At 53.4% G+C, this 24,948-nt stretch carries 23 protein-coding genes; 12 read left to right on the forward strand and 11 right to left on the reverse strand.

Going from position 1 to position 24,948, the window contains the following annotated elements; genetic code table 11:
- Positions 1 to 9: 9 nt before the first annotated feature.
- From GBC03_27620 to uxaC, 3 genes are all read right to left on the reverse strand, one after another.
- Positions 10 to 564 carry a YgjV family protein gene (locus GBC03_27620; GenBank protein ID QFS73712.1) on the reverse strand — a complete coding sequence of 185 codons (555 nt, stop codon included), beginning with the start codon at positions 562 to 564 and terminating at the stop codon, positions 10 to 12.
- Positions 565 to 726: 162 nt separating this feature from the next.
- Positions 727 to 2,214, reverse strand: coding sequence for an altronate dehydratase (locus GBC03_27625; GenBank protein ID QFS73713.1), 1,488 nt, complete (start codon positions 2,212 to 2,214; stop codon positions 727 to 729).
- 14 nt (positions 2,215 to 2,228) lie between these two features.
- Positions 2,229 to 3,641, reverse strand: coding sequence for a glucuronate isomerase (gene uxaC / locus GBC03_27630; GenBank protein QFS73714.1), 1,413 nt, complete (start codon positions 3,639 to 3,641; stop codon positions 2,229 to 2,231).
- Between the two features lie 470 nt (positions 3,642 to 4,111).
- Between uxaC and GBC03_27635 the strand changes: the two genes are divergently transcribed.
- From GBC03_27635 to GBC03_27685, 11 genes are all read left to right on the forward strand, one after another.
- The gene (locus GBC03_27635) at positions 4,112 to 5,413 is read left to right on the forward strand and encodes an MFS transporter (GenBank protein ID QFS73715.1); all 1,302 of its coding nucleotides are present in this window, start codon (positions 4,112 to 4,114) and stop codon (positions 5,411 to 5,413) included.
- Between the two features lie 137 nt (positions 5,414 to 5,550).
- A complete protein-coding gene (exuR, locus tag GBC03_27640) occupies positions 5,551 to 6,327 on the forward strand; it encodes a transcriptional regulator ExuR (protein QFS73716.1) in 777 nt (258 codons plus the stop codon).
- A gap of 338 nt (positions 6,328 to 6,665) precedes the next feature.
- Positions 6,666 to 7,328, forward strand: coding sequence for a DedA family general envelope maintenance protein YqjA (gene yqjA, locus GBC03_27645; GenBank protein ID QFS73717.1), 663 nt, complete (start codon positions 6,666 to 6,668; stop codon positions 7,326 to 7,328).
- Between the two features lie 3 nt (positions 7,329 to 7,331).
- Positions 7,332 to 7,715, forward strand: coding sequence for an EnvZ/OmpR regulon moderator MzrA (gene mzrA, locus GBC03_27650; GenBank protein QFS73718.1), 384 nt, complete (start codon positions 7,332 to 7,334; stop codon positions 7,713 to 7,715).
- 148 nt (positions 7,716 to 7,863) lie between these two features.
- A complete protein-coding gene (locus GBC03_27655) occupies positions 7,864 to 8,232 on the forward strand; it encodes a DUF1090 family protein (protein QFS73719.1) in 369 nt (122 codons plus the stop codon).
- A 32-nt stretch (positions 8,233 to 8,264) separates the two neighbouring features.
- A complete protein-coding gene (locus GBC03_27660) occupies positions 8,265 to 8,570 on the forward strand; it encodes a DUF883 family protein (GenBank protein ID QFS73720.1) in 306 nt (101 codons plus the stop codon).
- A gap of 2 nt (positions 8,571 to 8,572) precedes the next feature.
- Positions 8,573 to 8,977 carry a hypothetical protein gene (locus tag GBC03_27665; protein ID QFS74149.1) on the forward strand — a complete coding sequence of 135 codons (405 nt, stop codon included), beginning with the start codon at positions 8,573 to 8,575 and terminating at the stop codon, positions 8,975 to 8,977.
- Positions 8,967 to 9,260, forward strand: a complete 294-nt coding sequence (locus GBC03_27670) for a hypothetical protein (GenBank protein QFS73721.1) — start codon at positions 8,967 to 8,969, stop codon at positions 9,258 to 9,260. Before GBC03_27665 ends, GBC03_27670 begins: the two co-directional genes overlap by 11 nt.
- A gap of 693 nt (positions 9,261 to 9,953) precedes the next feature.
- The gene (locus GBC03_27675) at positions 9,954 to 10,346 is read left to right on the forward strand and encodes a DoxX family membrane protein (protein ID QFS73722.1); all 393 of its coding nucleotides are present in this window, start codon (positions 9,954 to 9,956) and stop codon (positions 10,344 to 10,346) included.
- Between the two features lie 69 nt (positions 10,347 to 10,415).
- Positions 10,416 to 11,405 (forward strand): glutathione S-transferase family protein, encoded by a 990-nt coding sequence (locus GBC03_27680; protein ID QFS73723.1) that lies wholly within the window; start codon positions 10,416 to 10,418, stop codon positions 11,403 to 11,405.
- A gap of 284 nt (positions 11,406 to 11,689) precedes the next feature.
- A complete protein-coding gene (locus GBC03_27685; protein QFS73724.1) occupies positions 11,690 to 12,061 on the forward strand; it encodes a DUF805 domain-containing protein in 372 nt (123 codons plus the stop codon).
- A gap of 57 nt (positions 12,062 to 12,118) precedes the next feature.
- On the opposite strand, the gene GBC03_27690 is transcribed toward GBC03_27685, so the two are convergent.
- Positions 12,119 to 13,015, reverse strand: coding sequence for a LysR family transcriptional regulator (locus tag GBC03_27690; protein ID QFS73725.1), 897 nt, complete (start codon positions 13,013 to 13,015; stop codon positions 12,119 to 12,121).
- 104 nt (positions 13,016 to 13,119) lie between these two features.
- On the opposite strand from GBC03_27690, the gene GBC03_27695 reads away from it, so the two are divergent.
- Positions 13,120 to 13,821: a pirin family protein gene (locus tag GBC03_27695; protein ID QFS73726.1), complete on the forward strand. Its 702-nt coding sequence runs from the start codon at positions 13,120 to 13,122 to the stop codon at positions 13,819 to 13,821.
- A 281-nt stretch (positions 13,822 to 14,102) separates the two neighbouring features.
- Here the strand turns inward: GBC03_27695 and GBC03_27700 are convergent, their stop codons facing one another.
- The 7 genes from GBC03_27700 to tdcB all read right to left on the reverse strand — a co-directional run bounded on the left by GBC03_27700 (position 14,103) and on the right by tdcB (position 24,866).
- Positions 14,103 to 15,416, reverse strand: a complete 1,314-nt coding sequence (locus tag GBC03_27700; protein ID QFS73727.1) for a serine dehydratase subunit alpha family protein — start codon at positions 15,414 to 15,416, stop codon at positions 14,103 to 14,105.
- A 21-nt stretch (positions 15,417 to 15,437) separates the two neighbouring features.
- The gene (locus tag GBC03_27705; GenBank protein ID QFS73728.1) at positions 15,438 to 16,769 is read right to left on the reverse strand and encodes a hypothetical protein; all 1,332 of its coding nucleotides are present in this window, start codon (positions 16,767 to 16,769) and stop codon (positions 15,438 to 15,440) included.
- Between the two features lie 723 nt (positions 16,770 to 17,492).
- Positions 17,493 to 18,857: an L-serine ammonia-lyase gene (gene tdcG, locus GBC03_27710; GenBank protein QFS73729.1), complete on the reverse strand. Its 1,365-nt coding sequence runs from the start codon at positions 18,855 to 18,857 to the stop codon at positions 17,493 to 17,495.
- Positions 18,858 to 18,942: 85 nt separating this feature from the next.
- The gene (gene tdcE, locus GBC03_27715) at positions 18,943 to 21,237 is read right to left on the reverse strand and encodes a 2-ketobutyrate formate-lyase/pyruvate formate-lyase (GenBank protein ID QFS73730.1); all 2,295 of its coding nucleotides are present in this window, start codon (positions 21,235 to 21,237) and stop codon (positions 18,943 to 18,945) included.
- Positions 21,238 to 21,270: 33 nt separating this feature from the next.
- Positions 21,271 to 22,479 (reverse strand): propionate kinase, encoded by a 1,209-nt coding sequence (tdcD, locus tag GBC03_27720; GenBank protein ID QFS73731.1) that lies wholly within the window; start codon positions 22,477 to 22,479, stop codon positions 21,271 to 21,273.
- A gap of 31 nt (positions 22,480 to 22,510) precedes the next feature.
- Positions 22,511 to 23,842 (reverse strand): threonine/serine transporter TdcC, encoded by a 1,332-nt coding sequence (tdcC, locus tag GBC03_27725; protein QFS73732.1) that lies wholly within the window; start codon positions 23,840 to 23,842, stop codon positions 22,511 to 22,513.
- 34 nt (positions 23,843 to 23,876) lie between these two features.
- Positions 23,877 to 24,866, reverse strand: coding sequence for a bifunctional threonine ammonia-lyase/L-serine ammonia-lyase TdcB (tdcB, locus tag GBC03_27730; protein ID QFS73733.1), 990 nt, complete (start codon positions 24,864 to 24,866; stop codon positions 23,877 to 23,879).
- Positions 24,867 to 24,948: the final 82 nt, after the last annotated feature.

Here is a 24,948-nt window from a genome sequence, read left to right on the forward strand (position 1 = left end):
CCCCTTCCGTCATCTGGCGGAAGGGTTCTCTTCCTGCACGCTTTTCTCAATTTTGAACGGATCGATTCCCCGGCGTTTCATGCGCCAGAAGCGGATAATATTCAGCCCGTTCATCACCAGAAAACTGCCTTCAATCAGCGTACCGCCAATCGATCCCAGCCAGAAGTTATGCACCACCCAGCAGGCTGTCGCACACCACATCACGCAGCGCACCGTTAATCCCTTACAGCGGAACAGCGCCCAGGTACTGGCGAGCGTACCGATGATGGGCAGAATTTCCATCGCGTGCTGTAGCTTCGCCAGCCCAAGCACCAGTGTGAGGATAATAAACAGCGCCATCACCCACAGTTTACGGGTGCGCATGGACACCAGGGTACGCACGGTGTTGAGTTCTGCGCTCATCCCGGCGGGCCAGGCGCCCATCAGAAAGAAGTGTACGCCTATTGTGGCGCTATAGACGGCAAGCTGGAGTCGGAAACGGCGCTCATCGCGGTTGAAAAACGTGGTAATGCCAATCAGAAACGCGAGTACACCTACGCCCTGAGCCAGCCAATACGCGGTCATGGGGGATCCTTGTCAGGAAATACAAAAACAAACGACGCTTCATCATATGAAACGTCGTTTTTAAAATCCAGACTCATGTGATTACCCGAAAGATTCCGTGCCACAGCAAGGCAAGACGGCCAGTTCGGTCATTCCCGCTGCGATGCGAAAGATAATGGGTAATTACAATGTTACGCCGCTTTTAAAGATAGCCAGTTCGCGGAAATCATTGCGTTCGTTGCAGGTCTGCTTGCCGTTGGCAAAATCGACGATGGTATCAACGAACTCATTCAGCAGTTGTGGCATCGCTTTGCCGTGGATCAGTTGGCCAGCATCAAAGTCGATCCAGTGCTTTTTCTTCGCGGCCAGTTCGCTGTTGGTGGCGATTTTCACCGTCGGCACAAACCCGCCGTAAGGAGTACCGCGACCGGTGCTGAATAACACCATATGGCAACCGGCACCCGCCAGCGCACTGGTAGCAACCGCATCATTACCCGGCGCGCTCAGCAGATTCAGCCCGTGAGTTTTCAGACGCTCGCCGTAGCGTAGTACGTCAACCACCTGACTGGAGCCCGCTTTCTGCGTGCAGCCCAGCGACTTATCTTCCAGCGTGGTGATCCCACCGGCTTTGTTACCCGGCGAGGGGTTCTCGTAAATCGGCTGGTTATGGGCAATAAAATACTGCTTGAAGTCATTGACCATGGTGACCAGTTTGCCGAACGTCTCTTCGTCACGACAATGACTCATCAGCAGTTGCTCCGCTCCGAACATCTCCGGCACTTCAGTCAGAACGGTGGTACCGCCGTTGGCAATCATATAGTCAGAGAAACGGCCAAGCATCGGGTTGGCGGTGATCCCGGAAAGCCCGTCAGAACCGCCACACTCCAGACCAAACTTCAGCTCGCTCAGTTTCCCTGGCTCGCGCCTGTCGTGACGCATCACTTCGTAAAGCTGATGGAGGTGTTCAAGCCCGGCCTCCACTTCATCGTCCTGATGCTGACAAATCATAAAGTGCACGCGCTCAGGATCGAACTCGCCCAGCGTTTCGCGGAAGGCATCCACCTGGTTATTTTCACACCCCAGGCCAATCACCAGCACTGCGCCCGCATTCGGGTGACGGACCATGTTTTGCAGCATGGTACGGGTATTGATGTGATCGTCGCCAAGTTGCGAGCAGCCGTAGGTGTGGCTGAACAGGAAGACACCGTCGGTACCCTCGGCATCGTTGGTCTCTTTCAGGAAACGGTTCTGGATCTGGCGTGCAATCCCGTTGACGCAGCCAACGGTAGGCAGGATCCAGAGTTCGTTTCGTACCCCGACCTCCCCACTGGCGCGACGATAAATCTGCACGTCGCGATCCGCAGGTTGGGCAGGAAGATCCTGAAAATCAGGTTGATAGCTATACTCATCCAAATCGCTCAGATTGGTGCGAGTATTGTGGGCGTGAATATGTTCACCCGCCGCAATGTCCGCCAGAGCATGGCCGATAGGCTGGCCATACTTAATCACGTACGTTCCTTTCTTGATGTCACTCAAGGCAAATTTATGTCCGCGAGTGACATCCTGGCGAAGCGTTACGGTGTGGTTATCCACAGTGACTTCAGTTCCCTGCGCCAAATCAGCCAGCGCGACCGCAACGTTATCCTGCACATGGATTTTGATGTATTGCATATCAACCCCGGACCTTAGTTCAGTTCAATGGCGAAGTAATCACGCGCATTGTTAAAGCAAATATTTTTCACCATCTCACCCAGCAGTTGACTATCCGCCGGGGCTTCACCGGCCTGCACCCAGCGACCAATCATCTGGCACAGAATGCGGCGGAAGTACTCATGACGGGTGTACGAGAGGAAGCTGCGACTGTCGGTTAACATGCCGACAAAGCGGCTCAACAGACCCAGTTGCGCCAGTTGCGTCATCTGACGTTCCATACCGTCTTTCTGATCGTTGAACCACCAGCCGGAACCGAACTGCATTTTTCCCGGCATCCCTTCACCCTGGAAGTTGCCGATCATCGTGCCCAACACTTCGTTATCGCGTGGGTTCAGGCAGTAAAGGATGGTTTTCGGCAACAGGTTCTCTTCATTCTGCTTGCTGAGCAGTTTTGACAGCTCTTCAGCCATCGGACGGTCGTTGATAGAGTCAAAACCCACATCCGGCCCCAGCAGTTTGAACTGACGCAGGTTGTTATTGCGCAGAGCACCAATGTGGTACTGCTGTACCCAACCACGACGCGCATATTCCGCGCCCAGGAACACCAGCACTGCGGTTTTGAACTGTGCCACTTCATGCTCGCTCAGCGTCTCGCCCGCCAGACGGCGTGTCAGAATACTATCCAGTTCCGCTTCGCTGGACTCGGCAAACAGCACCACGTCCAGCGCATGGTCGGAGACTTTGCAACCGTGCGCAGCGAAGTGGTCAAGACGTTTGGTCAGCGCGCTTTGCAGATCGGTAAAGCGACGGATGTCGGTGTCAGAAACTTCACCCAGTTTTGCCATGTAATCGTTGAAGGTCGCCTGTTCAATATTGAAGGCTTTATCCGGACGCCAGCTCGGCAAGACTTTCACCGAGAAGCTGCTGTCTTTTGCGACCGTTGCATGATGCTCCAGCGAATCAATTGGATCGTCAGTGGTACCAACCATTTTCACGTTCATCTGCTGCATGATACCGCGGGCGGAGAACGCATCCTGCGCCAGCAGTTCATTGCACTGATTCCAGATCTCGTCCGCCGTTGATGGAGAGAGCAATTTGCCGGTCACGCCAAACGGACGACGCAGTTCAAGGTGTGTCCAGTGGTATAACGGGTTGCCGATAGTATGCGGAACCGTCGCCGCCCACGCGTCAAACTTCTCGCGATCCGAGGCGTCGCCGGTACACAGGCGCTCAGCGACACCGTTGGTGCGCATGGCGCGCCATTTGTAATGGTCACCTTTCAGCCAGATGTCATACAGGTTATTGAATCGGTAGTCTTCGGCGATTTGCTGCGGCGGCAGATGGCAATGGTAATCGAAGATAGGCTGGTCTTTGGCGTAATCATGATACAGACGGCGGGCAAATTCAGTATCAAGTAGAAAATCTTCTGTCATAAACGGGGTCATTTTCGTCTTCCTCTCAACGAGTGCGTCTGATTGCTTATAGAGCGATGCTGACAAAGTTATCACACCAATTTCCATAGCCTGTAGATATTTTCGTGAGATAGATCAATAAATGCTGACAAATTATTTACCCTCAAAGAGGTAAACACCGTTCCAGGCCGCGCCAGCTCTGGTGTCGCCTAATCGAAATAATAACCATGCTAAGATTCACACTTTTGTGATGGCACTCACCCTTTAAAGTTGTATGACAAGTTATCTTTCTGCCGTCGCGATACATAAGCAGACGGAATGCAAAATTACCGATGATTCATCATCGGATTCACCGGTACGGAAACCGAATTAGCAAAATTTATTTATGGCAACGTTCGGGCGTACCGGCTTTTTTGGGTTACCCCGTCGTAAACAGCATCCTCTGCCCCAGGCAGGAAGATGACCGCGCTCCTTGCGGAAATAACAAAACGATGAGGTTTTACATGCGTAAAATTAAAGGGTTACGTTGGTACATGATTGCACTGGTGACGCTTGGCACCGTGCTGGGTTACCTGACGCGTAACACTGTGGCGGCAGCTGCGCCAACTCTGATGGAAGAGTTGCACATCTCCACCCAACAGTACTCCTATATCATCGCAGCCTATTCTGCTGCTTACACTGTCATGCAACCTGTTGCCGGCTATGTGCTGGACATACTGGGCACCAAAATAGGCTACGCGATGTTTGCCGTGCTATGGGCCGTTTTCTGTGGCGCAACCGCGCTGGCAGGAAGCTGGGGTGGCCTGGCGCTGGCGCGTGGCGCGGTTGGTGCGGCAGAAGCCGCGATGATCCCGGCGGGTCTGAAAGCCAGTTCCGAATGGTTCCCGGCGAAAGAGCGCTCCATTGCGGTCGGCTACTTTAACGTCGGCTCCTCTATCGGTGCGATGATTGCTCCGCCGCTGGTTGTCTGGGCGATTGTGATGCACAGTTGGCAGATGGCCTTCATCATCTCTGGCGTCCTGAGCTTCATCTGGGCGATGTCCTGGCTTATCTTCTATAAGCACCCGCGTGACCAGAAAAAACTAACGGACGAAGAGCGCGACTACATTATTAATGGTCAGGAAGCGCAGCACAAAAACAGCACCCAAAAGAAAATGTCGCTCGTGCAGATCCTGCGTAACCGCCAGTTCTGGGGTATCGCCCTGCCGCGTTTCCTTGCTGAGCCAGCCTGGGGGACATTTAACGCCTGGATCCCGCTGTTCATGTTTAAAGTCTATGGCTTTAACCTGAAAGAAATTGCGATGTTTGCCTGGATGCCGATGCTATTTGCCGATCTTGGTTGCATCGTGGGCGGTTACCTGCCGCCGCTGTTCCAGCGCTGGTTTGGCGTCAACCTGATTGTCTCACGTAAAATGGTCGTTACATTGGGTGCCGTGCTGATGATTGGCCCAGGGATGATCGGTCTTTTCACCAGCCCATACATCGCCATCATGCTGCTGTGTATTGGTGGTTTTGCTCACCAGGCACTGTCCGGGGCGCTGATTACACTCTCATCTGACGTCTTTGGTCGTAACGAAGTGGCAACGGCGAACGGTCTGACCGGGATGTCCGCCTGGCTGGCAAGCACGCTGTTTGCCCTGGTGGTCGGCGCGCTGGCGGACACCATCGGCTTCAGCCCGCTGTTTGCGGTCCTGGCCGTGTTCGACCTGCTCGGTGCGCTGGTTATCTGGACCGTGCTGCAAAACAAACCGGCCAGTGACGTAGATTCCGACTCGCAGTTCGATAAACCGGCGGCGCAGAGTTAGCCTGCCGACGGATAACACGTAAGCAAACCAGGCCGCCTGCTGGCACTCGCAGGCGGCTTTTTCGTTTCTGCGTGTGGAGCCAACCTCGCGAAAGTGGTATAACAAATACAGTCTGCCGTATCATGCCTGGAGTGCATATGGAAATCACCGAACCACGACGTTTGTATCAACAACTTGCTGCTGATTTAAAAGAGCGCATCGAACAGGGCGTTTACCTGGTGGGTGATAAATTGCCTGCAGAGCGTTTTATTGCCGATGAAAAAAACGTCAGCCGTACCGTGGTTCGTGAAGCCATCATCATGCTGGAAGTCGAAGGATTTGTTGAGGTCCGTAAAGGTTCCGGGATTCACGTGATTTCTAATCAGCCGCGCCACCAGCAGGCCACTGACGAGTCGCTGGAGTTTGCCAACTACGGTCCTTTTGAATTGCTACAGGCGCGCCAGCTTATCGAAAGCAACATTGCGGAGTTTGCTGCCACGCAGGTCACCAAGCAGGACATCATGAAACTGATGGCAATCCAGGAACAGGCGCGCAATGAGAAATGTTTCCGCGACTCCGAATGGGATCTGCAATTCCACATTCAGGTGGCGTTAGCCACGCAGAACTCAGCGCTGGCCGCTATCGTGGAAAAAATGTGGACTCAGCGCAGTCACAACCCGTACTGGAAGAAACTGCACGAACACATTGATGCGCGTACCGTGGATAACTGGTGTGACGACCACGATCAAATCCTTAAGGCGTTGATCCGCAAAGACCCGCATGCGGCAAAACTGGCGATGTGGCAGCATCTCGAAAACACAAAAATCATGCTGTTCAATGAAACCAGCGACGATTTTGAATTTAATGCCGACCGTTACCTGTTTGCCGAAAACCCGGTGGTTCATCTCGATACGGCGGCTAACGCAACAAAATAAAATTTCTTGATTCGACAGGCGCGCCGCTGCGCCTGTCAGTAAGCGAAAGGTATAAAGTGTCAGCCTGTGTAAATCCTCTCGCCACCCTCTCCTGCGATCAGCAGAATCACACTTCACGGACGTGCAATTTCTATAACGGACTACGTTGACCTTTGTTACAATTAGATGCAATTCGAATTTATGTTTGTTAGTGCTTGCTTAATTCATAACTTTTAACAGGGAATAGTTCAGGCCGCGGCTTTGCGCCGTCCGCACACCATGCAAAACATTAACAATGATGCGGCGTAGCAAACTTCTGAACCCGGCGTGACGTTAACCAATTCGACCTGGAATACTGAATGGAACTTTTGACTCAATTACTGCATGCCCTGTGGGCGCAGGATTTTGAAACACTGGCTAATCCTTCCATGATTGGCATGCTGTATTTTGTTTTATTTATGATTCTGTTTCTGGAGAACGGGTTGCTGCCAGCCGCCTTTTTGCCCGGCGACAGCCTGCTGGTTTTAGTGGGCGTTCTGATTGCTAAAGGCGCAATGGGCTTTCCGCAAACCATTTTGTTGCTGACCGCGGCGGCAAGCCTCGGTTGCTGGCTGAGCTATATTCAGGGCCGATGGCTGGGCAATACCCGCATCGTACAAAACTGGTTATCGCACCTGCCCGCCCACTATCACCAACGCGCCCACCATTTATTCCATAAGCATGGTCTTTCCGCCCTGCTTATTGGCCGTTTTATCGCATTTGTTCGTACCTTGCTGCCTACCATCGCGGGTTTGTCCGGCCTGAATAATGCCCGTTTTCAATTTTTCAACTGGATGAGCGGGTTACTGTGGGTGCTGATTTTAACCAGTCTGGGTTATCTGTTGGGTAAAACGCCGGTATTCCTGAAGTATGAAGATCAGTTAATGTCTTGCCTGATGCTGTTACCCGTGGTGCTGCTGGTTTTTGGCCTGGGCGGTTCGCTGGTCGTCTTGTGGAAAAAGAAATACGGGAATCGAGGGTAAGGGATGCTGAAACCGCGCATAACGCTTAAACAACTGGCCTGGAGTACCGCCTTTCTGCTGGCGATAAGCGCCACGCTGTTGGTCTGGTCTGCGATTCGTCAGCAAGAATCAACGCTTGCGATCCGTGCCGTTCACCAGGGAGCCAGCATGCCGGACGGTTTCTCGATCTGGCATCACCTCGACGCTAACGGTATTCGTTTCAAAAGCATTACACCGAAGAATGACACTCTGCTCATCACTTTCGATTCCAGCGCCCAGAGTGCCGCAGCCAAAGCGGTTCTCGACAAAACGCTGCCCAACGGCTACATCATTGCCCAACAGGATGATAACAATCAGGCCGTCCAGTGGTTGTCACGTTTACGAGAGCCCCCGCATCGGGTAGGGTAATCTCCAGGAATCCGAATCATATCACCCACTTTGGTGATTTCAGCGATTAATGTCTATGATTAATGAGGCGATGGGGTCACCCTGTCGCTTTATCACTGGATCATCGTTTCTGAATTCATGGGGACGAGTCACAATGGAAGGTTCAAGAATGAAATACCGCATCGCTTTCGCAATTTCCCTTTTCGCTCTCAGTGCCGGCAGCTACGCCAACACCCTCTGCCAGGAAAAAGAGCAGGATATTCAACGGGAAATCAGCTACGCCGAAAAACACAACAACCAGAACCGTATTAATGGGCTGAAAAAAGCGCTCAGCGAAGTCAGGGCCAACTGTACTGACAGCAAGCTGCGCGCCGATCATCAGGAAAAAATTGCGGAACAGAAGGAAGAGATTGCCGAACGTCAGCGCGATCTCGCTGAAGCGAAGCAAAAAGGCGATGCGGACAAAATTGCCAAACGCGAGCGCAAGCTGGCGGAAGCCCGGGCTGAACTCAAAGAGCTCGAGGCTCGCGACTACTAAGCATCAGACCACTTACTCACCTGGAGAATACTATGTCGAAAGAAAACACATCGGAACATCTGCGCGCTGAGTTGAAATCCCTGGCCGATACGCTGGAAGAGGTGCTGAACTCCTCTGGCGATAAATCGAAAGAAGAGTTGAGTAAGATCCGCAGCAAAGCCGAGCGCGCGCTGAAAGAGAGCCGCTATCGCCTCGGTGAAACGGGCGATGCCATTGCCAAACAGACGCGTGAAGCCGCTGCGCGTGCTGACGACTATGTGCGCGAAAATCCGTGGACCGGCGTCGGGATTGGCGCGGCTGTGGGCGTCGTGCTGGGCGTTCTGCTGTCGCGTCGTTAATGATGGCGGATCCTCATCACGCACAAGGGCCCGGGAAAAGCGTTCTGGGTATCGGGCAGCGGATTGTCACTATCCTCGTTGAGATGGTGGAAACCCGGTTGCGTCTGGCAGTGGTCGAGCTGGAAGAAGAAAAGGCTAACCTCTTTCAGCTCCTGCTGATGCTGGGACTCACCATGCTCTTCGCTGCATTTGGTTTGATGAGCCTGATGGTGTTAATCATCTGGGCCGTCGACCCGCAGTATCGGCTCAATGCGATGATCGCCACCACGGTCGTTCTGCTGGCTCTGGCGCTGATTGGCGGAATATGGACGCTGCGAAAAGCGCGGCGCTCCACATTGTTACGTCATACCCGCCATGAACTGGCGAATGACCGGCAATTGCTCGAGGAGGAGAGTCGTGAGCGGTAAAGGTGAACGTGCACAACGTAAGGCCCGACTGCTTCGTGAGATCCAACAGCAACGGCTGGATCTTTCAGCCAGTCGTCGTGACTGGCTGGAAGCCACGGGCGCTTACGATCGCGGCTGGAACACGCTGCTGAGTTTGCGCTCGTGGGCGCTGGTCGGCAGCAGCGTGATGGCGGTCTGGACGATTCGCCACCCTAACCTGCTCGTGCGTTGGGCAAGGCGTGGGGTCGGCCTCTGGAGCGCATGGCGGCTGGTCAAAAAGACGCTGCGCTCGCCTGTCGCCTGATGGCGCTTCGCTTATCAGGCCTACGCACTCGACCTCTCCCTACTTCACCTGATGGCGCTTCTCTTATCCGACTCTCGCACTCAATATGTAGGCCAGATAAGGCGTAGCCGCCATCTGGCTTACGCACTCGACCTCTCCCTACTTCACCTGATGGCGCTTCTCTTATCCGACTCTCGCACTCAATATGTAGGCCAGATAAGGCGTAGCCGCCATCAGGCCTACGCACTCGACCTCTCCCTACTTCACCTGATGGCGCTTCTCTTATCCGACTCTCGCACTCAATATGTAGGCCAGATAAGGCGTAGCCGCCATCTGGCTTACGCACTCGACCTCTCCCTACTTCACCTGATGGCGCTTCTCTTATCCGACTCTCGCACTCAATATGTAGGCCAGATAAGGCGTAGCCGCCATCTGGCTTACGCACTCGACCTCTCCCTACTTCGCCGCATGGCGCTTCTCTTATCCGACTCTCGCACTCAATATGTAGGCCGGATAAGGCGTAGCCGCCATCCGGCAACTGCAATACCGCGCCACTACAAAATCAAAATTTTTGAAGATTACTGACAGTTTTCCTTGCTAACAATTCTCATTCTTCACGCTTATGATTCTCTCCATCGACAGCAATGACGCGGAACACCGCGAAATTGCACTAAAAAACAAAATCAGCAGTTGTGTGGTTTCCTGGAGAGAAGAATGAAAAAATTAGAAGATGTTGGTGTACTGGTAGCGCGTATTCTGATGCCAATCCTGTTTATTACCGCAGGTTGGGGAAAAATCACCGGTTACGCCGGTACTCAACAGTATATGGAAGCGATGGGCGTTCCGGGATTCCTGCTGCCACTGACCATTTTGCTCGAGTTTGGCGGCGGTCTGGCGATTCTGTTCGGTTTCCTGACCCGTACCACCGCGCTGTTTACCGCAGGCTTCACGCTGTTGACCGCGTTTATCTTCCACAGTAACTTTGCTGAAGGCGTTAACTCGCTGATGTTCATGAAAAACCTGACCATCGCTGGCGGTTTCCTGCTGCTGGGTATTACCGGTCCGGGCGCATTCAGTATCGACCGCGTACTGAACAAAAAGTGGTAAGCGCTCTATAATGAATGAAAAGAACGAGGGGATTTTCTCCTCGTTTTTGCTATCTGAGGGAAAGAAATCATGGGACAACTGATCGACGGCGTCTGGCATGACACCTGGTATGATACCAAATCCACCGGGGGAAAATTTCAACGTTCTGTATCGGCATTCCGTAACTGGCTCACCGCGGATGGCGCGCCTGGTCCTTCCGGCGAAGGCGGTTTTGCTGCGGAAAAAGACCGCTATCACCTGTATGTTTCACTCGCCTGTCCATGGGCGCACCGTACGTTAATCCTGCGTAAGCTCAAGGGACTGGAGCCGTTTATCTCGGTCTCAGTTGTGAATCCATTGATGCTGGAAAACGGCTGGACTTTTGACGATGATTTCCCGGCGGCCACGGGTGATACCTTATATCAGCACGAATTTCTGTATCAGCTTTACCTGCACGCCGATCCCCATTACAGCGGTCGCGTGACCGTGCCAGTGCTGTGGGATAAAAAGAACCATACAATTGTCAGCAATGAATCCGCTGAAATTATTCGCATGTTCAATACGGCGTTTGATGCGCTGGGCGCAAAAGCCGGGGACTACTATCCCCCTGAACTGCGCAATAAAATCGACGAACTGAACAGCTGGATTTATGACAACGTTAACAATGGCGTCTATAAAGCGGGTTTTGCCACCAGCCAGCAAGCCTATGACGACGCCGTAGAAAACGTCTTTACCGCGCTGGCGCGACTGGAGCAGATCCTCGGCCAGCATCGCTATCTGACGGGCAATCGGCTAACAGAGGCGGATATTCGTTTGTGGACAACGCTCGTCCGCTTTGATCCGGTGTACGTCACGCATTTCAAATGCGACAAGCATCGCATTAGCGACTATCTCAACCTGTACGGTTTCCTGCGCGATATTAACCAGATGCCGGGCATCGCGGAAACGGTCAATTTTGACCATATTCGCAACCACTATTTCCGCAGCCATAAGACCATTAATCCGACGGGCATTATTTCCATTGGCCCGTGGCAGGATCTCAACGAACCACACGGGCGTGAAGGCCGTTTCGCTGAGTGAATCCAGGTACCCTTCAGGGTGCCTCAGTCCGCTGACAAAGAAGGAAAAACGGGGTTTTTCCTTCTTTGTGGTTATCAGCCGAAAATCAATGAATTGATTTTCCTGGCGTTTAATTAGGCGCTCTCTGCTTGTCCAGTATCGGGATGAGGTTTGTCATCACTCTCCAGGCACCTTTCAGGGTGCCTTATTAATTCATTATTCAAATATTTACCATCTAATCATTCGCAACTACTCTTATTTTGATTGCTTTTAAAACAAGTGATTGTCATAAGGTTGAGGCGAAAATGGACTGGTATATAAACGTTTTACGCAATTATGTCGGTTTCGGCGGTCGGGCCCGCCGCAAAGAGTTCTGGATGTTTATTCTGGTCAACATCATCTTCGCGTTCGTACTGGGCGTTCTGGATAAGATGTTTGGCTGGCAGCGTGCCGGAGGAGAAGGGGTACTGACGACGATTTACGCGATCCTCGTCTTTTTACCCAGTTGGGCCGTTCAGTTCCGGCGTCTGCACGATACCGATCGAACCGCCTGGTGGCTGTTATTGTTAGTGATTCCTGTCATCGGCTGGCTGGTGATCATCATCTTTAGCTGTCAGGACGGCACGCCCGGCGAAAACCGCTTCGGACCTGACCCTAAACAAAACGAAATGCGTTGAGTGGCTTCGGGGCAATCGGTTTGCCCCGAATATGATAATCCTGAAGAAAAGCGTCGTTTATTTCCTGGCAAACAGTTTTGGAATTTCACGCAGACACCAGGCTTTAGCTTCACCCATACTGTCTCGCCGCCAGGCCATAATGATGTCAATCTCACTGGTCGATTCCGGACTGACCACGCGCAGTCGCCCTTCGGCAATATCCTGTTCCACCAGCGGATAAGGCATCGTCGCCACCCCTAATCCTGCCAGCAACGCCTGACGCTTGTCTTCGATGGTACTGACGGTGAGGCGCGCTTGTTTATCCAACAGTTGTACCGTTAATACCGGACGTTCACGCGCGGTATCCGCGACCGCGACGCCGCGATACTTCACGCGCGTCACTTCCGACAGCGGTTCCGGCTCCTGATGAATCGGGTGATCCGGTGCGGCAACATAGACGTTCATCAGGGTATAAAGCTTGCGGGAGTTAATTTCAGACGACGAGCGAAAGTGCATGTCCGGAGCCACCACGATATCCGCCCTGCCCTGTTCCAGCCGCTCCCATGCCCCTGCCAGCACTTCGGTGATCACCGAAAGCTGCGTATTGGCTTTGAGGGCCAGTTTATCGATGAGCGGGAAAAAGGCCGGGGTTGGCACCAGCGCCTCGGTCACAATCGTCAGATGCGTCTCCCACCCTCGCGCCAGCGCCTCAGCGTCCGTGGTGAGCTTATCAGCCGCCTCCAGCAGCACGCGCCCTCTTTCCAGCAGCATGCGCCCAACGTTAGTAAATTTTGTACGATGCCCGGAGCGGTCAAACAGCACGACATCCAACTCTTCTTCCAGCTTCTGCATGGTGTAGCTGAGTGCAGACGGCACGCGTCCCAGTTCATCTGCCGCTGCAGCAAAGCTACCGCGGCGATCTATCGCGTCCATTACGCGTAATGCCTCAAGCGTTAATGCCCTTTCTTTGGCCATATCGTTCTCATTCAGGAAATTTGAACATACCGGGCAGAATATCTGGCTAACAATGCAGCGTCCAGCCCCTTAACATAAAAGGAAGTAAAGAGAGGTCAAGAACTATGATTACTACCCGAACAGCCAAACAATGCGGACAAGCAGACTACGGATGGCTGCAGGCCCGTTACACCTTCTCCTTTGGACACTATTTCGACCCGAAACTGCTGGGCTACGCGTCGCTGCGCGTGCTCAATCAGGAAGTGCTGGCGCCCGGCGCGTCTTTCCAGCCGCGCACCTGGCCAAAGGTGGACGTGCTCAATCTGATTCTCGAGGGCGTTGCTGAGTACCGTGACAGTGAAGGCAACCATGTGCAGGCCCAGGCGGGTGAAGCATTACTGCTCGCGGCCCAGCCAGGCATCAGCTACAGCGAGCATAATGTCAGCAAAGACAAGCCGCTTACGCGTATGCAGTTGTGGCTCGACGCCTGTCCTGAGCGCGAGAATGCCCTGGTGCAAAAGATGAAACTGACAAAGGCTAAACAGCAGTTGATCGCGTCACCCGACGGCGAGAACGGCAGCCTGCAGCTGCGCCAGCAGGCGTGGGTACACCAGATCGAGCTGAATCAGGGCGAGTCGCTGAGTTTTCAGCTCCACGGCCCGCGCGCCTACCTGCAGTCGATTCACGGCACCTTTCACGCCGTTACTCACGATGAAGCGCGCGAAGCGTTGACCTGTGGCGACGGAGCCTTTATTCGTGATGAAGATAACATAACGCTCGTTGCCGATACGCCGTTGCGGGCTTTGCTGATAGATTTGCCGGTGTAATGGGTAATGGAGTTACGTATGAGTAAGAAAGCGAAAAAACAGGCCCCGACCGTCAAATCCGACGTTGCACAGACGCCTCCCGCCCCTCGTGCTTTTGGCTACGAGGAGATGTTGACCGAGCTGGAAGCGATTGTTTCCGATGCCGAAGTTCGGTTAGCTGAAGAGGACGAAATCGCCTGAGGCCCGTTGCCGGATGACGGCGCAAGCGCCTTATCCGGCCTACAAACGTGTTTTACCGTAGGCCCGATAAGCGAAGCGCCATCGGGCACTCAAACATCCGGTTAATGCGCTTTACGCGCCATGATCTCGATAATCTGTTTGTCCGTCTGCTGCATTGAATGACATGCCAGCGCGCACAGGTTAGCAATAGACTGTTCCACGTTGTGCGCCACAATCCCCTCGTTACCCGTGACCGCCGTATCGTCCAGCGCCATCAGCACCGCCTTCCACGCCGCAGAGGCACTGGTAGAGACTTTCATCGCGCAACTGTTGGATGCCCCATCGCAAATCATTCCACTTACATCGCCAATCATGCTGCTGATCGCCATCGAAATCGTGCTGTAGCGTCCTTCATCGACCAGCCAGGCCATCCCTGCCGCTGCGCCCATCGCGGCGGTCGTTGCCGCACACAGCGCCGACAGACGCGGGAGCTGATGGTGTATATAGATAGCACTCAGATGGGAAAGCATCAGCGCACGCGCCAGTTTCTCGTCGTCCGCGCCAAAGTGCTCGGCGACAACCATCACCGGTACCGTGGCGGTGATCCCCTGATTGCCTGAGCCGGAGTTGCTCATGGCAGGCAGCGTCGCCCCGCCCATGCGCGCATCCGACGCCGCGCTGGTTCGGATGAGGATCGCCGTCGAGAGATCGTTTGCCAGCAGACCGCGCGCGCACTGCTTTTCCATCGTTGCGCCAATGTGCAGTCCCCAGTTTCCCCGCAGCCCTTCCTGCGACAACGCGCCGTTGAGTCTGGCGGCGTCGAGAATAAAACGGATGGCGTCAAACGGCACCGTATTCACAAACGCCAGAATCTCTTCCAGCGAGGTCTCAGAAAGCACCGCCAGCGGCGATTCCTGCGCCTCGCTGTTGGCATTCGCTTGTTGAGAAAACTTCACGCCGGTGTGGGTTTCGATACGCACAATGTGGGTATGACCGCCAACAATAGTGACGCACGCCCAGCTGTCCTGGCTATAGACCTTCGCCCGGGAAAACAGGATGTCGTCACAGGGCTGCTGCAACATCACCGATACCTTGCCGGCTTTCAGCATCGCCTTCGCATCGTCAATCGCCTGTGCAGAGGCATCTTTCAACACCTCCAGTCCGGCGCTGGGGTCTCCCCCCAGCGCCCCCAGCGCAGCGGCAATGGGCAGCCCAACCATGCCGGTTCCCGGCACCGTCACCCCCAATCCGTTTTTCATCAGATTGGGCGAGACCCAGGCATCGATTCGCTCCACCGCACCATTCAGTTCAGAGGCCGCCACCGCCGCAGCCAGCGCAAGGGAAACGGGTTCCGTACAGCCCAGCGCCGGTTTCACCTCCTCCTTTACTGCGCGGATGAAACGCGACCACAACGGATTTTTTATCGTCTCAGACATAACAACAACCTTCAGGATAAATCAGGAAAAAGCCAGGAACGGAGATACGCACAGCAGCAAACCGGTGACGATAATCAGATACAGCGACGCCCCTTTGTATTTGTGCAGTGCAGGAACTTTGTAGACCAGCCAGGCGGGGATCAAACATCCCACCATGCCGAAAATAGGGCTACAAATCGACGTAAAACTCAGAACCGGCGCGTTGAGCACAATAGCGCTCCAGGCCAGTAAAATGGCAAACAGCATGATGCCGCGCTGCACCAGCGTTTCATTGATCTTCTCAGCAGGCAGTTTGCGGCGCAGGATGTTCATCGCAATCCCCTGCGTGGCTTCGCGGAAACCTAAGTAGACGCCAAAGAATGCAGTCATCACGGCGAAAATGTTCAGGATGACACTCACGACTTTCACCCAACCGGCGCCTGCGCCGCTGATGAACTGTGCGGCAATCGCCAGAGCGGAAATATTCTGCTCATAGGCTTTAACCGCTTCATCGTGTCCCATTGCCAGCGTAAAGGAGACGGCGTAGAAGAAGACGGTGACAAACAAAATGCCGAAGGCAATGTTCATGGCGCGTAGCGCTTTATGACGTGCTACCTCGACGGATTTCTCACGGGAGCGGTAGGAGATCACCATCGGGCTCAGGGTCTGGATAAACAGGATCGAAGTCAGGGTAAACGGCAGCGTGATAATCGCGTTCTTCACCAGCAACCCCATCGGCGGCAATGCGCCAATATTGTACAGATGCCACATGCCAACCATCGACACACCCAGTGCCGCCACGACCAGCAGTTTGGTCAGCACCATACCGGTAGAGATTTTGAACAGCAGTTTCTCACCGCGCGAGGAGATAGCAACGAGAATGCAGATCAGCACCAGCCCATAGAAGGGATTATCGGACAGAAGCCCTTCTGTCACGCCAAAGGTATGCAGATAGGAAGCGCTGTCGTTGGTGATGGCCGTGGAATAGACGAACATCCAGATGACCAGCATCACGAAGTACAGCGCGCCTAACAGGATGCCCCAGTTTTTCCCCAGATACCCGCTGATGACGCTGGGATAGTCTTTGCATTCCGGGGATTCCGCCAGCGTATTGATAAACAAACGCTGAAACAGATACATGGCGGGATAACCGATAATCGATGAGAGCAAGAAGACCCACAGTCCCATCAAACCGACCTGAACCGGGAGAAAAACAATCCCCGCGCCAATCGCCATCCCGATACTCATAATTACCCAACCGGTGTCGGTGCTGTCGAATTTAATCGCTTCCCGCCACTCACTCTCTGTCATGCCAGCCCGGCGCGCTGGGGCGCTGGCGTCGAGAATGACACTACTGTTCGTTGCCGTTTCCATAAAACTCTCGCTCATTATGTAGGGTACATTTTTATTTTTTGTCGTGCCGCATCAAGGCGATACGCGGTACGGGATATGCAGGCGAGTCATTAGAATGGAAAAAAGCATACGCTCAGATTCAGAGAAAAACGTCACAAAATAACCCTGATATTTTCGATAAGTTAAGAAATATTTTCTATTAAAAAACACTACTGTGTTATTTTTTTCTAACATTGAAGAAGATCACAACAAAAAAGCACACCGAAGTGTGCTTTTAGATGACTGACAATGGATGAAATGCCCGATAGCGCAAGCTTATCGGGCCTACAAACGGTGAACGTGTAGGCCGGATAAGGCGACAGCCGTCATCCCGCAAAAACAACTAAATGCCCGATGGCGCAGGCTTATCGGGCCTACAAACGGTGAACGTGTAGGCCGGATAAAGCGACAGCCATCATCCGGCAAAAACAACTAAATGCCCGATGGCGCAAGCTTATCGGGCCTACGAACGATGAACGTGTAGGCCCGATAAGGCGACAGCCGTCATCCGGCAACAACTAAATGCCCGATAGCGCAAACTTATCGGGCCTACGAACGATGAACGTGTAGGCCCGATAAGGCGATAGCCGTCATCCCGCAAAAACAACTAAACGCCCGATGGCGCAAGCTTATCGGGCCTACGAACGATGAACGTGTAGGCCGGATAAGGCGATAGCCGTCATCCGGCAAGCTTTCTGGCGTTAGCTAACTGCACACCACTTTGATAGCCAGGCCGCCGCGCGAAGTTTCGCGGTACTTATCGTTCATGTCCTTACCCGTCTCGTACATGGTCTCGATGACTTTATCCAGCGAGACGCGCGGCTCAGAGGTGCGGCGCAGTGCCATACGTGCGGCGTTAACGGCTTTAACCGCGTTGATCGCATTGCGTTCAATACACGGAATCTGTACCTGCCCGGCCACCGGATCACAGGTTAAGCCAAGGTTGTGCTCCATCGCGATTTCCGCCGCGATGCAAACCTGCGCCGGACTGCCGCCCAGCAGTTCAGTCAACCCCGCCGCGGCCATTGAACTGGCCACGCCGATTTCCCCCTGACAGCCGACTTCCGCCCCGGAGATTGACGCATTCATTTTGTACAGCGCCCCGATGGCCCCGGCCGCCAGCAGGTAGCGAGCAATGGAGTTGGCATTCAGCGGGCGACGGAATTTATCGTAATAAGCCAATACCGCAGGAATAATACCGCATGCGCCATTGGTTGGCGCAGTCACCACGCGCCCGCCTGCCGCATTCTCCTCACTGACCGCGAGCGCAAACATGTTGATCCAGTCGATGACGTTCATCGGATCGCTGGAGAGACTGTCATTGGAGACCAGCAAACGGCGTAGCGCCACCGCGCGACGCGGCACATTCAGCGGACCGGGTAAAACCCCTTCGGTATTCATCCCGCGTTCAATGCCACCCTGCATCACATCCCAGATCTGGGCGAACCCGGCATCAATCTCCGCCTTACTGCGCAGCGCCAGTTCGTTTTGCATCATCAGTCCGGAGACCGAAAGGCCGTTGTGCTCACACAGTTTCAGCAATTCTCTGGCGGAATGGAAATCATAAGGGACCGGCGTTTCTACGTCGTGCGCCTGACCAAAGCGCTCTTCCTCCACGATAAACCCGCCGCCAATGGAGTAGTAGGTTTTACTCAACAGCGTGTCCTGGTTTTCCCAGGCGGTGATCCGCATTCCGTTCTCGTGCCGTGGTAGCGTTTCTTCATGAAAAATAATGCTCTCGGCAACCGGGAAATCAACGACATGCGTCCCCTCAGCAACCGGCAATCGACCGGTACGGGTCACCTCGCCAATAAACGCGGGGATGGCGTCAATGTTGACGCTTTGCGGACTGTTCCCGGCCAACCCCATCATAATGGCGGTATCAGTCGCATGGCCTTTCCCGGTCAGCGACAGCGAACCATACAGATCAACCGACATGCGCGTCGTGCGCGATAAGCGTCCACTGCTGACCAGTTGATCGATAAAACGTTTTCCTGCATTCATCGGGCCTACGGTATGGGAGCTGGAAGGACCAATGCCAGGTTTGAAAATATCGAATGCGCTAATCATTTTTACACCCTCGGACTCGTTCAGTGGAGACCAGGTTTTCATACGCATAGTGAATCGGGGCGATCCGCAGACCGCCCCGATAACGTTACATCGCCTGGGTGAAAGTACGCGAAATGACGTCCTGCTGCTGCTCACGGGTGAGCGCGTTGAAGCGCACAGCGTAGCCGGAGACGCGGATCGTCAGGTTCGGATAGTTTTCCGGATGTTCAATGGCATCCAGTAACATCTCCTTGTTCATTACGTTAACGTTCAGGTGCTGCCCACCTTCCACGTGTGCTTCATGATGGAAGTAACCATCCAGCAGCCCGACCAGGTTGGTCTTGCGCACCGGATCCTCTTTCCCAAGTGCCGCAGGCACAATCGAGAAGGTGTACGAAATCCCGTCCTTCGCGTAGGTAAACGGCAGTTTCGCGACCGAAGTCAGCGAGGCAACCGCGCCTTTGCGATCGCGTCCGTGCATCGGGTTAGCGCCCGGCGCGAATGGCGTCCCGGCGCGACGTCCGTCCGGGGTATTCCCGGTTTTCTGCCCGTACACCACGTTGGAGGTAATGGTCAGAATCGACTGCGTCGGTACCGCGTTCCGGTAGGTTGGCAACACTTTAATTTTCTTCATAAAGCGTTCAACCAGATCGCAGGCGATGCTGTCCACGCGCTCGTCGTTATTTCCGTATTGCGGATATTCCCCTTCAATCACGAAATCAACTGCCAGCCCGTTATGGTCACGAACCGGTTTCACCGTTGCATACTTGATGGCAGAGAGCGAATCCGCCGCCACCGACAGTCCGGCAATACCGCATGCCATCGTGCGATAAACGTCGCGATCGTGAAGCGCCATCAGCGACGCTTCGTAACTGTACTTGTCGTGCATGTAGTGGATGATGTTCAGCGCGCTGATGTACTGCACCGCCAGCCAGTCCATAAAGTGATCCAGACTGTCCATCACGGTGTCGTAATCCAGCACGTCGTCCAGCAGCGGCGCGGTTTTCGGCCCCACCTGGATTTTCAGCTTCTCATCCACACCGCCGTTGATCGCATACAGCAGCGTTTTGGCGAGGTTGGCGCGCGCACCGAAGAACTGCATCTGTTTACCGATCACCATCGGACTCACGCAGCAGGCAATCGCGTAGTCATCGCTGTTAAAGTCGGTACGCATCAGATCGTCGTTTTCATATTGCAGCGACGAAGTGACGATAGAGACCTGCGCGGCATACTTTTTAAACGCAATCGGCAGCGCTTCTGACCACAGCACGGTGAGGTTGGGTTCCGGTGCCGGTCCCATCGTGTGCAGCGTATGCAGGTAACGGAAGGCGTTTTTGGTCACCAGTGTGCGACCATCCAGCCCCATCCCGCCGATCACTTCCGTCGCCCAGATCGGGTCGCCGGAGAACAGTGTGTCAAACTCCGGCGTACGCAGGAAGCGCACCATGCGGATCTTCATAATGAAGTGGTCGATCAACTCCTGCGCCTGTTGCTCTGTGAGGATCCCGGCGTTAAAGTCGCGCTCGATATAAATATCGAGGAACGATGCGGTACGGCCCAGCGACATCGCGCCGCCGTTTTGTGATTTCACCGCCGCCAGATAGGCGAAGTAGACCCACTGTACCGCCTCTTGCGCGTTACGCGCCGGACGAGAGATATCGCAGCCATATTTCGCCGCCATCTCCTGCATTTGCAGCAGCGCGCGACGGTGCTCCGCCAGTTCTTCACGCAGACGAATCGTGGCTTCCAGACTCTGTCCCCACTCCAGATTCGACTGGAGATCGGCAAACTGCAGTTCACGCTCACGAACCAGATAGCGGATGCCGTACAGCGCTACGCGACGGTAATCACCGATAATACGCCCACGACCGTAGCCGTCCGGCAAACCGGTCAACACACCGGATTTACGGCAACGCAGCATGTCCGGAGAATAGGCGTCAAAAACGCCCTGGTTGTGCGTTTTACGCAGCTCAGTGAACAGGTATTCGAAGTTCGGATCCATTTCACGACCATAAGCATCGAACGAGCTTTTGATCATGTTGACGCCGCCAAACGGATGCAGCGCGCGCTTCAGCGGTTTATCCGTTTGCAGACCGACTATCTTCTCCAGTTCTTGCTCGATGTAACCCGCATCGTGTGCAGTAATGGTGGTCGCAATATTGGTATCGAAATCGACTGGCGCATGCGTCGCGTTTTCGATACGAATGCCCGCCATCACCTTTTCCCACAATGCGGTGGTTGCAGGCGTTGCGTCAGCGAGGAAGGATTCATCCCCTTCATAAGGCGTATAGTTGTGCTGAATAAAATCACGGACATTAATTTCTTCTTTCCAGTCCGTACCTTTAAAGCCAAGCCATGCTTCGGCATACAGCATATCGCTGGTATCGATATCTACCTTCATGAAAAATAATCTCTCTACAGAACTACAAATAAATTAGGCGTATTCCATGGCTGCATTAATGCGGCCTAATTGAATCGCATCGAGCGCAATCATTTTTTCTTCGTTCGTCGGGATCACGGCGCAATTAACCTGGGCATCACGGGTGGAAATAATGCGTTCGCCATGAGAATTCGACAGGTTATTTCGGTCGCTGTCAATATTCACCCCCAGTACCGCCAGATGTTCAACCACCAGGCGACGAATTAATACCGAGTTCTCACCAATACCGCCGGTAAAAATAATGCCATCCAGACGATGTAACGAGGCAGCATGACCGGCAATATGACGGGCAATTCGGTGAACAAAGGTTTTAATCGCCAGTTGTGCGCGCTCATGCCCTTCATGCCAGGCTTTTTCCAACACCCGCAGGTCAGACGACAGACCAGAAATCCCAAGCAAACCGGACTCTTTATTCACTACCCGCTCCAGATCGCTCAGAGTCTGATGGGTTTCACTGGCTACCCACGCCATCGCGCCGAAGTCCACGTCGCCGCTGCGTGTGCCCATCATCAGCCCTTCCAGTGGCGTCATCCCCATAGAGGTGTCGACGCTGTGTCCATTACGGACGGCGCAAATTGACGCACCGTTGCCGAGGTGGGCAATCACCAGGCCAGAGTCCTGTTCGGGCAGCGTTAGCAGTTCATGGGCACGTTGAGAAACATAGCGGTGCGACGTTCCGTGAAAACCATAGCGCCGCACGCCCAGTTCTTCGAAATACTTCCACGGCAGACCATACAGATAAGCCTCTGGCGGCATGGTCTGGTGGAAGCTGGTATCAAATACCGCCACCTGTGTGACGCCGGGGAACAGATGCTGTGCGGATTCAATCCCGCTCAGGTTCGCGTAATTATGTAACGGTGCCAATGGTGAAACACGGCGAATATTGTCAATCACCTCATCGGTAATAATGGCTGACTCGGTAAAGATATTTCCACCGTGAGCAATGCGGTGGCCAATTAAGGCCACGCTGTCATTTAAATTACGTTTTTCCAGTTCAAAAGCAATCGCCTTTAATGCGCCTTCGTAGCTGTGGTGAGCCAGTGTGACTGGCTCACCTCCATTTACAGATAAGAACGCATTTTCCGAATTAATACCATCCGCAATGCCTGCCATTAATACATCGCAGTTATTTGCATCCAGTACTGAAAACTTAATTGAAGACGATCCACAATTAATGACCAGAACTATCGGAAACTCATTCATTTCACTACTCCGCTCATCCTGAGCTTAAGGATTAAAACAGTTTGTACACGATATTCAGAATGGTCAGCAGACCAATGATGGTGACAAACACGTTATCCAGACGACCACGGTATTTCGCCAGCGACGGTGCCTTACGAATGGCATACATCGGCAGCAGGCACAGCAGTGAAGCAATAATCGGTGCACCCATCGCTTCAATCAGGTCCAGAATGTTCGGGTTGGCGTAGGCAACAACCCAGGTGGACCCCATGATGAAGATCATGCTGATGGTGTTGAGCTTGCCAGAGGACACCTTCGTTTTATCGCCTTTATAACCGAACTTCAGCACCAGACCGTTCAGCCCTTCCAGCGTTCCCAGATAGTGACCGAAGAAGGATTTAAAGATGGCAACCAGCGCAATAATGGACGCGCCATATTCCAGCACAGTGGCAAAAGTCGATTTCGTACCGGACAGGGACGCGAAATGGTTTGCCAGATAAGACAGTACCGGAATGTTTTGCGCTTTCGCATCCGCCATATTTGCCGGAGAGAGCGTGAACAGGCAGCTAAAGGCGAAGAACATGACCACGGCCACCATCAGCATGCTGGCGCGAGAAATGATCTGAGAACATTTCTGCTCGGTGTATTCACGACCAAAATCTTTCTCGTACTCTTCACGTTTAGAGACCACGAAAGACGAGACGATCGGCGAGAAGTTGAATGAGAACACCATGATGGAGATCCCCAGCCACACGGTGACCAGAATGCCATCGTGACCGGTTAACGCGATATTGCTGATATCGACCTGATCGATCACCGCAGAGTTCCAGTAAGGGATCAGCGACAGCGAGATCAGCACCAGGCTGGCAATGAACGGCCATACCAGGTAGCTCATCACTTTAACCATCAGATCCTTACCAAACCAGATAACGAACGCCATCAGCAGCAGCAGGAACAGGGCCACAAAGCCGCGGTTCAGCGCTGGCATCTGCAACTGGTTTTCCCAGAACGTCATAAACGTGTTGGTAATGGTGACGCCATAAATCCACAGCAGCGGACAAATCGCGAAGAAATAGAGGAACGTGATAACCACGCCGCCCGTCTTACCAAAGTGCTCTTCTACCGTTTCCGTGATGTTGCCAGACGGGTTTGACCCGGACAGACACAGACGCGCCAGCGCGCGGTGGCAATAAAAGGCGATGGGGTACGCCAGTACCAACATCAAAAGAATGGGGATTAAGCCGCCAAATCCTGCGCGGATGGGGAAGAACAACACCCCGGCGCCGATGGCAGTACCAAATAAACCCAGTGTCCAGGTGGTGTCCGATTTACGCCAGGACGACTGTTTTGTCTGGCTGGATACAATGCTGTCAGTAGTACTCATATCCTATCCTCAACGAAGAGATTAATAGCCGGATTTACGCGTCAGCTAAACCCGTAATTTGCGATACACGAGAAAGATCGATATTTCCGCCAGAAATGATGCTGACCGTTTTTCTGTTCTGGATATAACCATCTAATTTCCCACTTAATAAAGCAGCACATGCCAGTGCACCTGCACCTTCGGTCACCACTTTATTACGTTGAATTAAAGCAATCATGCTGTTGCGAATTTCGTCTTCGCTGACCAGGACAATGTCATCCACTAATTCACGCACAATTTCGTAGGTTAAATTACCCGGGCGGGAAACATCACAACCATCCGCCAGGGTGCCGGTCGTTCGGTGCGTGGTTATTTCTCCAGCCTGATAAGACGCCGCCATGCCGTGCACGTTTTCGGACTGCACGCCAATCACTTTAATGGTCGGGTTAATTGATTTAATGGCGATAGCAATACCTGCAATTAAACCGCCGCCGCCGATAGGAACAATCACGTTATCGACGTCATACAGGTCTTCCATAATTTCCAGACCGATAGTGCCCTGGCCGGCAATGACTTTCGGATCGTCATATGGCGGAATAAAAATACGCCCTTCCATTTCGACAATCTCACTGACCTTGGCGATGGTATCGTTGAAGTTGTCGCCGTGCAGCACCACTTCCGCAGAGTAATCGCAGGTGGCGGCCACTTTCGACTTCGGCGCGCCTTTTGGCATCACCACTTTGCCATCAATACCCAGCATTGCGCAGGAGAGGGAAACCCCTTGTGCGTGGTTACCCGCTGAACAGGCGACAACGCCTTTGCGTTTTTCTGCATCCGTCAATGAGCTGAGTTTGTTAAATGCGCCACGAATTTTAAATGAACCGGTACGCTGCATGTTTTCAAATTTAAGGAATATTTCCCCTTTGCACCGCTCACTAAAATAGTTTGAGCGAGGCATGCCTGTTTTATATATTTTCCCCGCCAGTCTTTTTTTTGCTTCGAGGATATCTTCAATGGCAACCGGGAGATCGTAAGTAATGTGCATTGTAACCTCTTACCTGATAGTAAAGTAATAGATAGCCGTAACCAACGTCTGATATTAAGATCGATGGTATGAATAAAGGATT

The organism is Citrobacter telavivensis (assembly GCA_009363175.1).
Classification (GTDB): domain Bacteria; phylum Pseudomonadota; class Gammaproteobacteria; order Enterobacterales; family Enterobacteriaceae; genus Citrobacter_A; species Citrobacter_A telavivensis.

Coding starts and splice junctions, on each gene's coding strand:
- GBC03_27620 (QFS73712.1), bottom strand. CDS start 564: ATGACCGCGTATTGGCTGGCTCAGGGCGTAGGTGTACTCGCGTTTCTG.
- GBC03_27625 (QFS73713.1), bottom strand. CDS start 2,214: ATGCAATACATCAAAATCCATGTGCAGGATAACGTTGCGGTCGCGCTG.
- uxaC (QFS73714.1), bottom strand. CDS start 3,641: ATGACCCCGTTTATGACAGAAGATTTTCTACTTGATACTGAATTTGCC.
- GBC03_27635 (QFS73715.1), top strand. CDS start 4,112: ATGCGTAAAATTAAAGGGTTACGTTGGTACATGATTGCACTGGTGACG.
- exuR (QFS73716.1), top strand. CDS start 5,551: ATGGAAATCACCGAACCACGACGTTTGTATCAACAACTTGCTGCTGAT.
- yqjA (QFS73717.1), top strand. CDS start 6,666: ATGGAACTTTTGACTCAATTACTGCATGCCCTGTGGGCGCAGGATTTT.
- mzrA (QFS73718.1), top strand. CDS start 7,332: ATGCTGAAACCGCGCATAACGCTTAAACAACTGGCCTGGAGTACCGCC.
- GBC03_27655 (QFS73719.1), top strand. CDS start 7,864: ATGAAATACCGCATCGCTTTCGCAATTTCCCTTTTCGCTCTCAGTGCC.
- GBC03_27660 (QFS73720.1), top strand. CDS start 8,265: ATGTCGAAAGAAAACACATCGGAACATCTGCGCGCTGAGTTGAAATCC.
- GBC03_27665 (QFS74149.1), top strand. CDS start 8,573: ATGGCGGATCCTCATCACGCACAAGGGCCCGGGAAAAGCGTTCTGGGT.
- GBC03_27675 (QFS73722.1), top strand. CDS start 9,954: ATGAAAAAATTAGAAGATGTTGGTGTACTGGTAGCGCGTATTCTGATG.
- GBC03_27680 (QFS73723.1), top strand. CDS start 10,416: ATGGGACAACTGATCGACGGCGTCTGGCATGACACCTGGTATGATACC.
- GBC03_27685 (QFS73724.1), top strand. CDS start 11,690: ATGGACTGGTATATAAACGTTTTACGCAATTATGTCGGTTTCGGCGGT.
- GBC03_27690 (QFS73725.1), bottom strand. CDS start 13,015: ATGGCCAAAGAAAGGGCATTAACGCTTGAGGCATTACGCGTAATGGAC.
- GBC03_27695 (QFS73726.1), top strand. CDS start 13,120: ATGATTACTACCCGAACAGCCAAACAATGCGGACAAGCAGACTACGGA.
- GBC03_27700 (QFS73727.1), bottom strand. CDS start 15,416: ATGTCTGAGACGATAAAAAATCCGTTGTGGTCGCGTTTCATCCGCGCA.
- GBC03_27705 (QFS73728.1), bottom strand. CDS start 16,769: ATGGAAACGGCAACGAACAGTAGTGTCATTCTCGACGCCAGCGCCCCA.
- tdcG (QFS73729.1), bottom strand. CDS start 18,857: ATGATTAGCGCATTCGATATTTTCAAACCTGGCATTGGTCCTTCCAGC.
- tdcE (QFS73730.1), bottom strand. CDS start 21,237: ATGAAGGTAGATATCGATACCAGCGATATGCTGTATGCCGAAGCATGG.
- tdcD (QFS73731.1), bottom strand. CDS start 22,479: ATGAATGAGTTTCCGATAGTTCTGGTCATTAATTGTGGATCGTCTTCA.
- tdcC (QFS73732.1), bottom strand. CDS start 23,842: ATGAGTACTACTGACAGCATTGTATCCAGCCAGACAAAACAGTCGTCC.
- tdcB (QFS73733.1), bottom strand. CDS start 24,866: ATGCACATTACTTACGATCTCCCGGTTGCCATTGAAGATATCCTCGAA.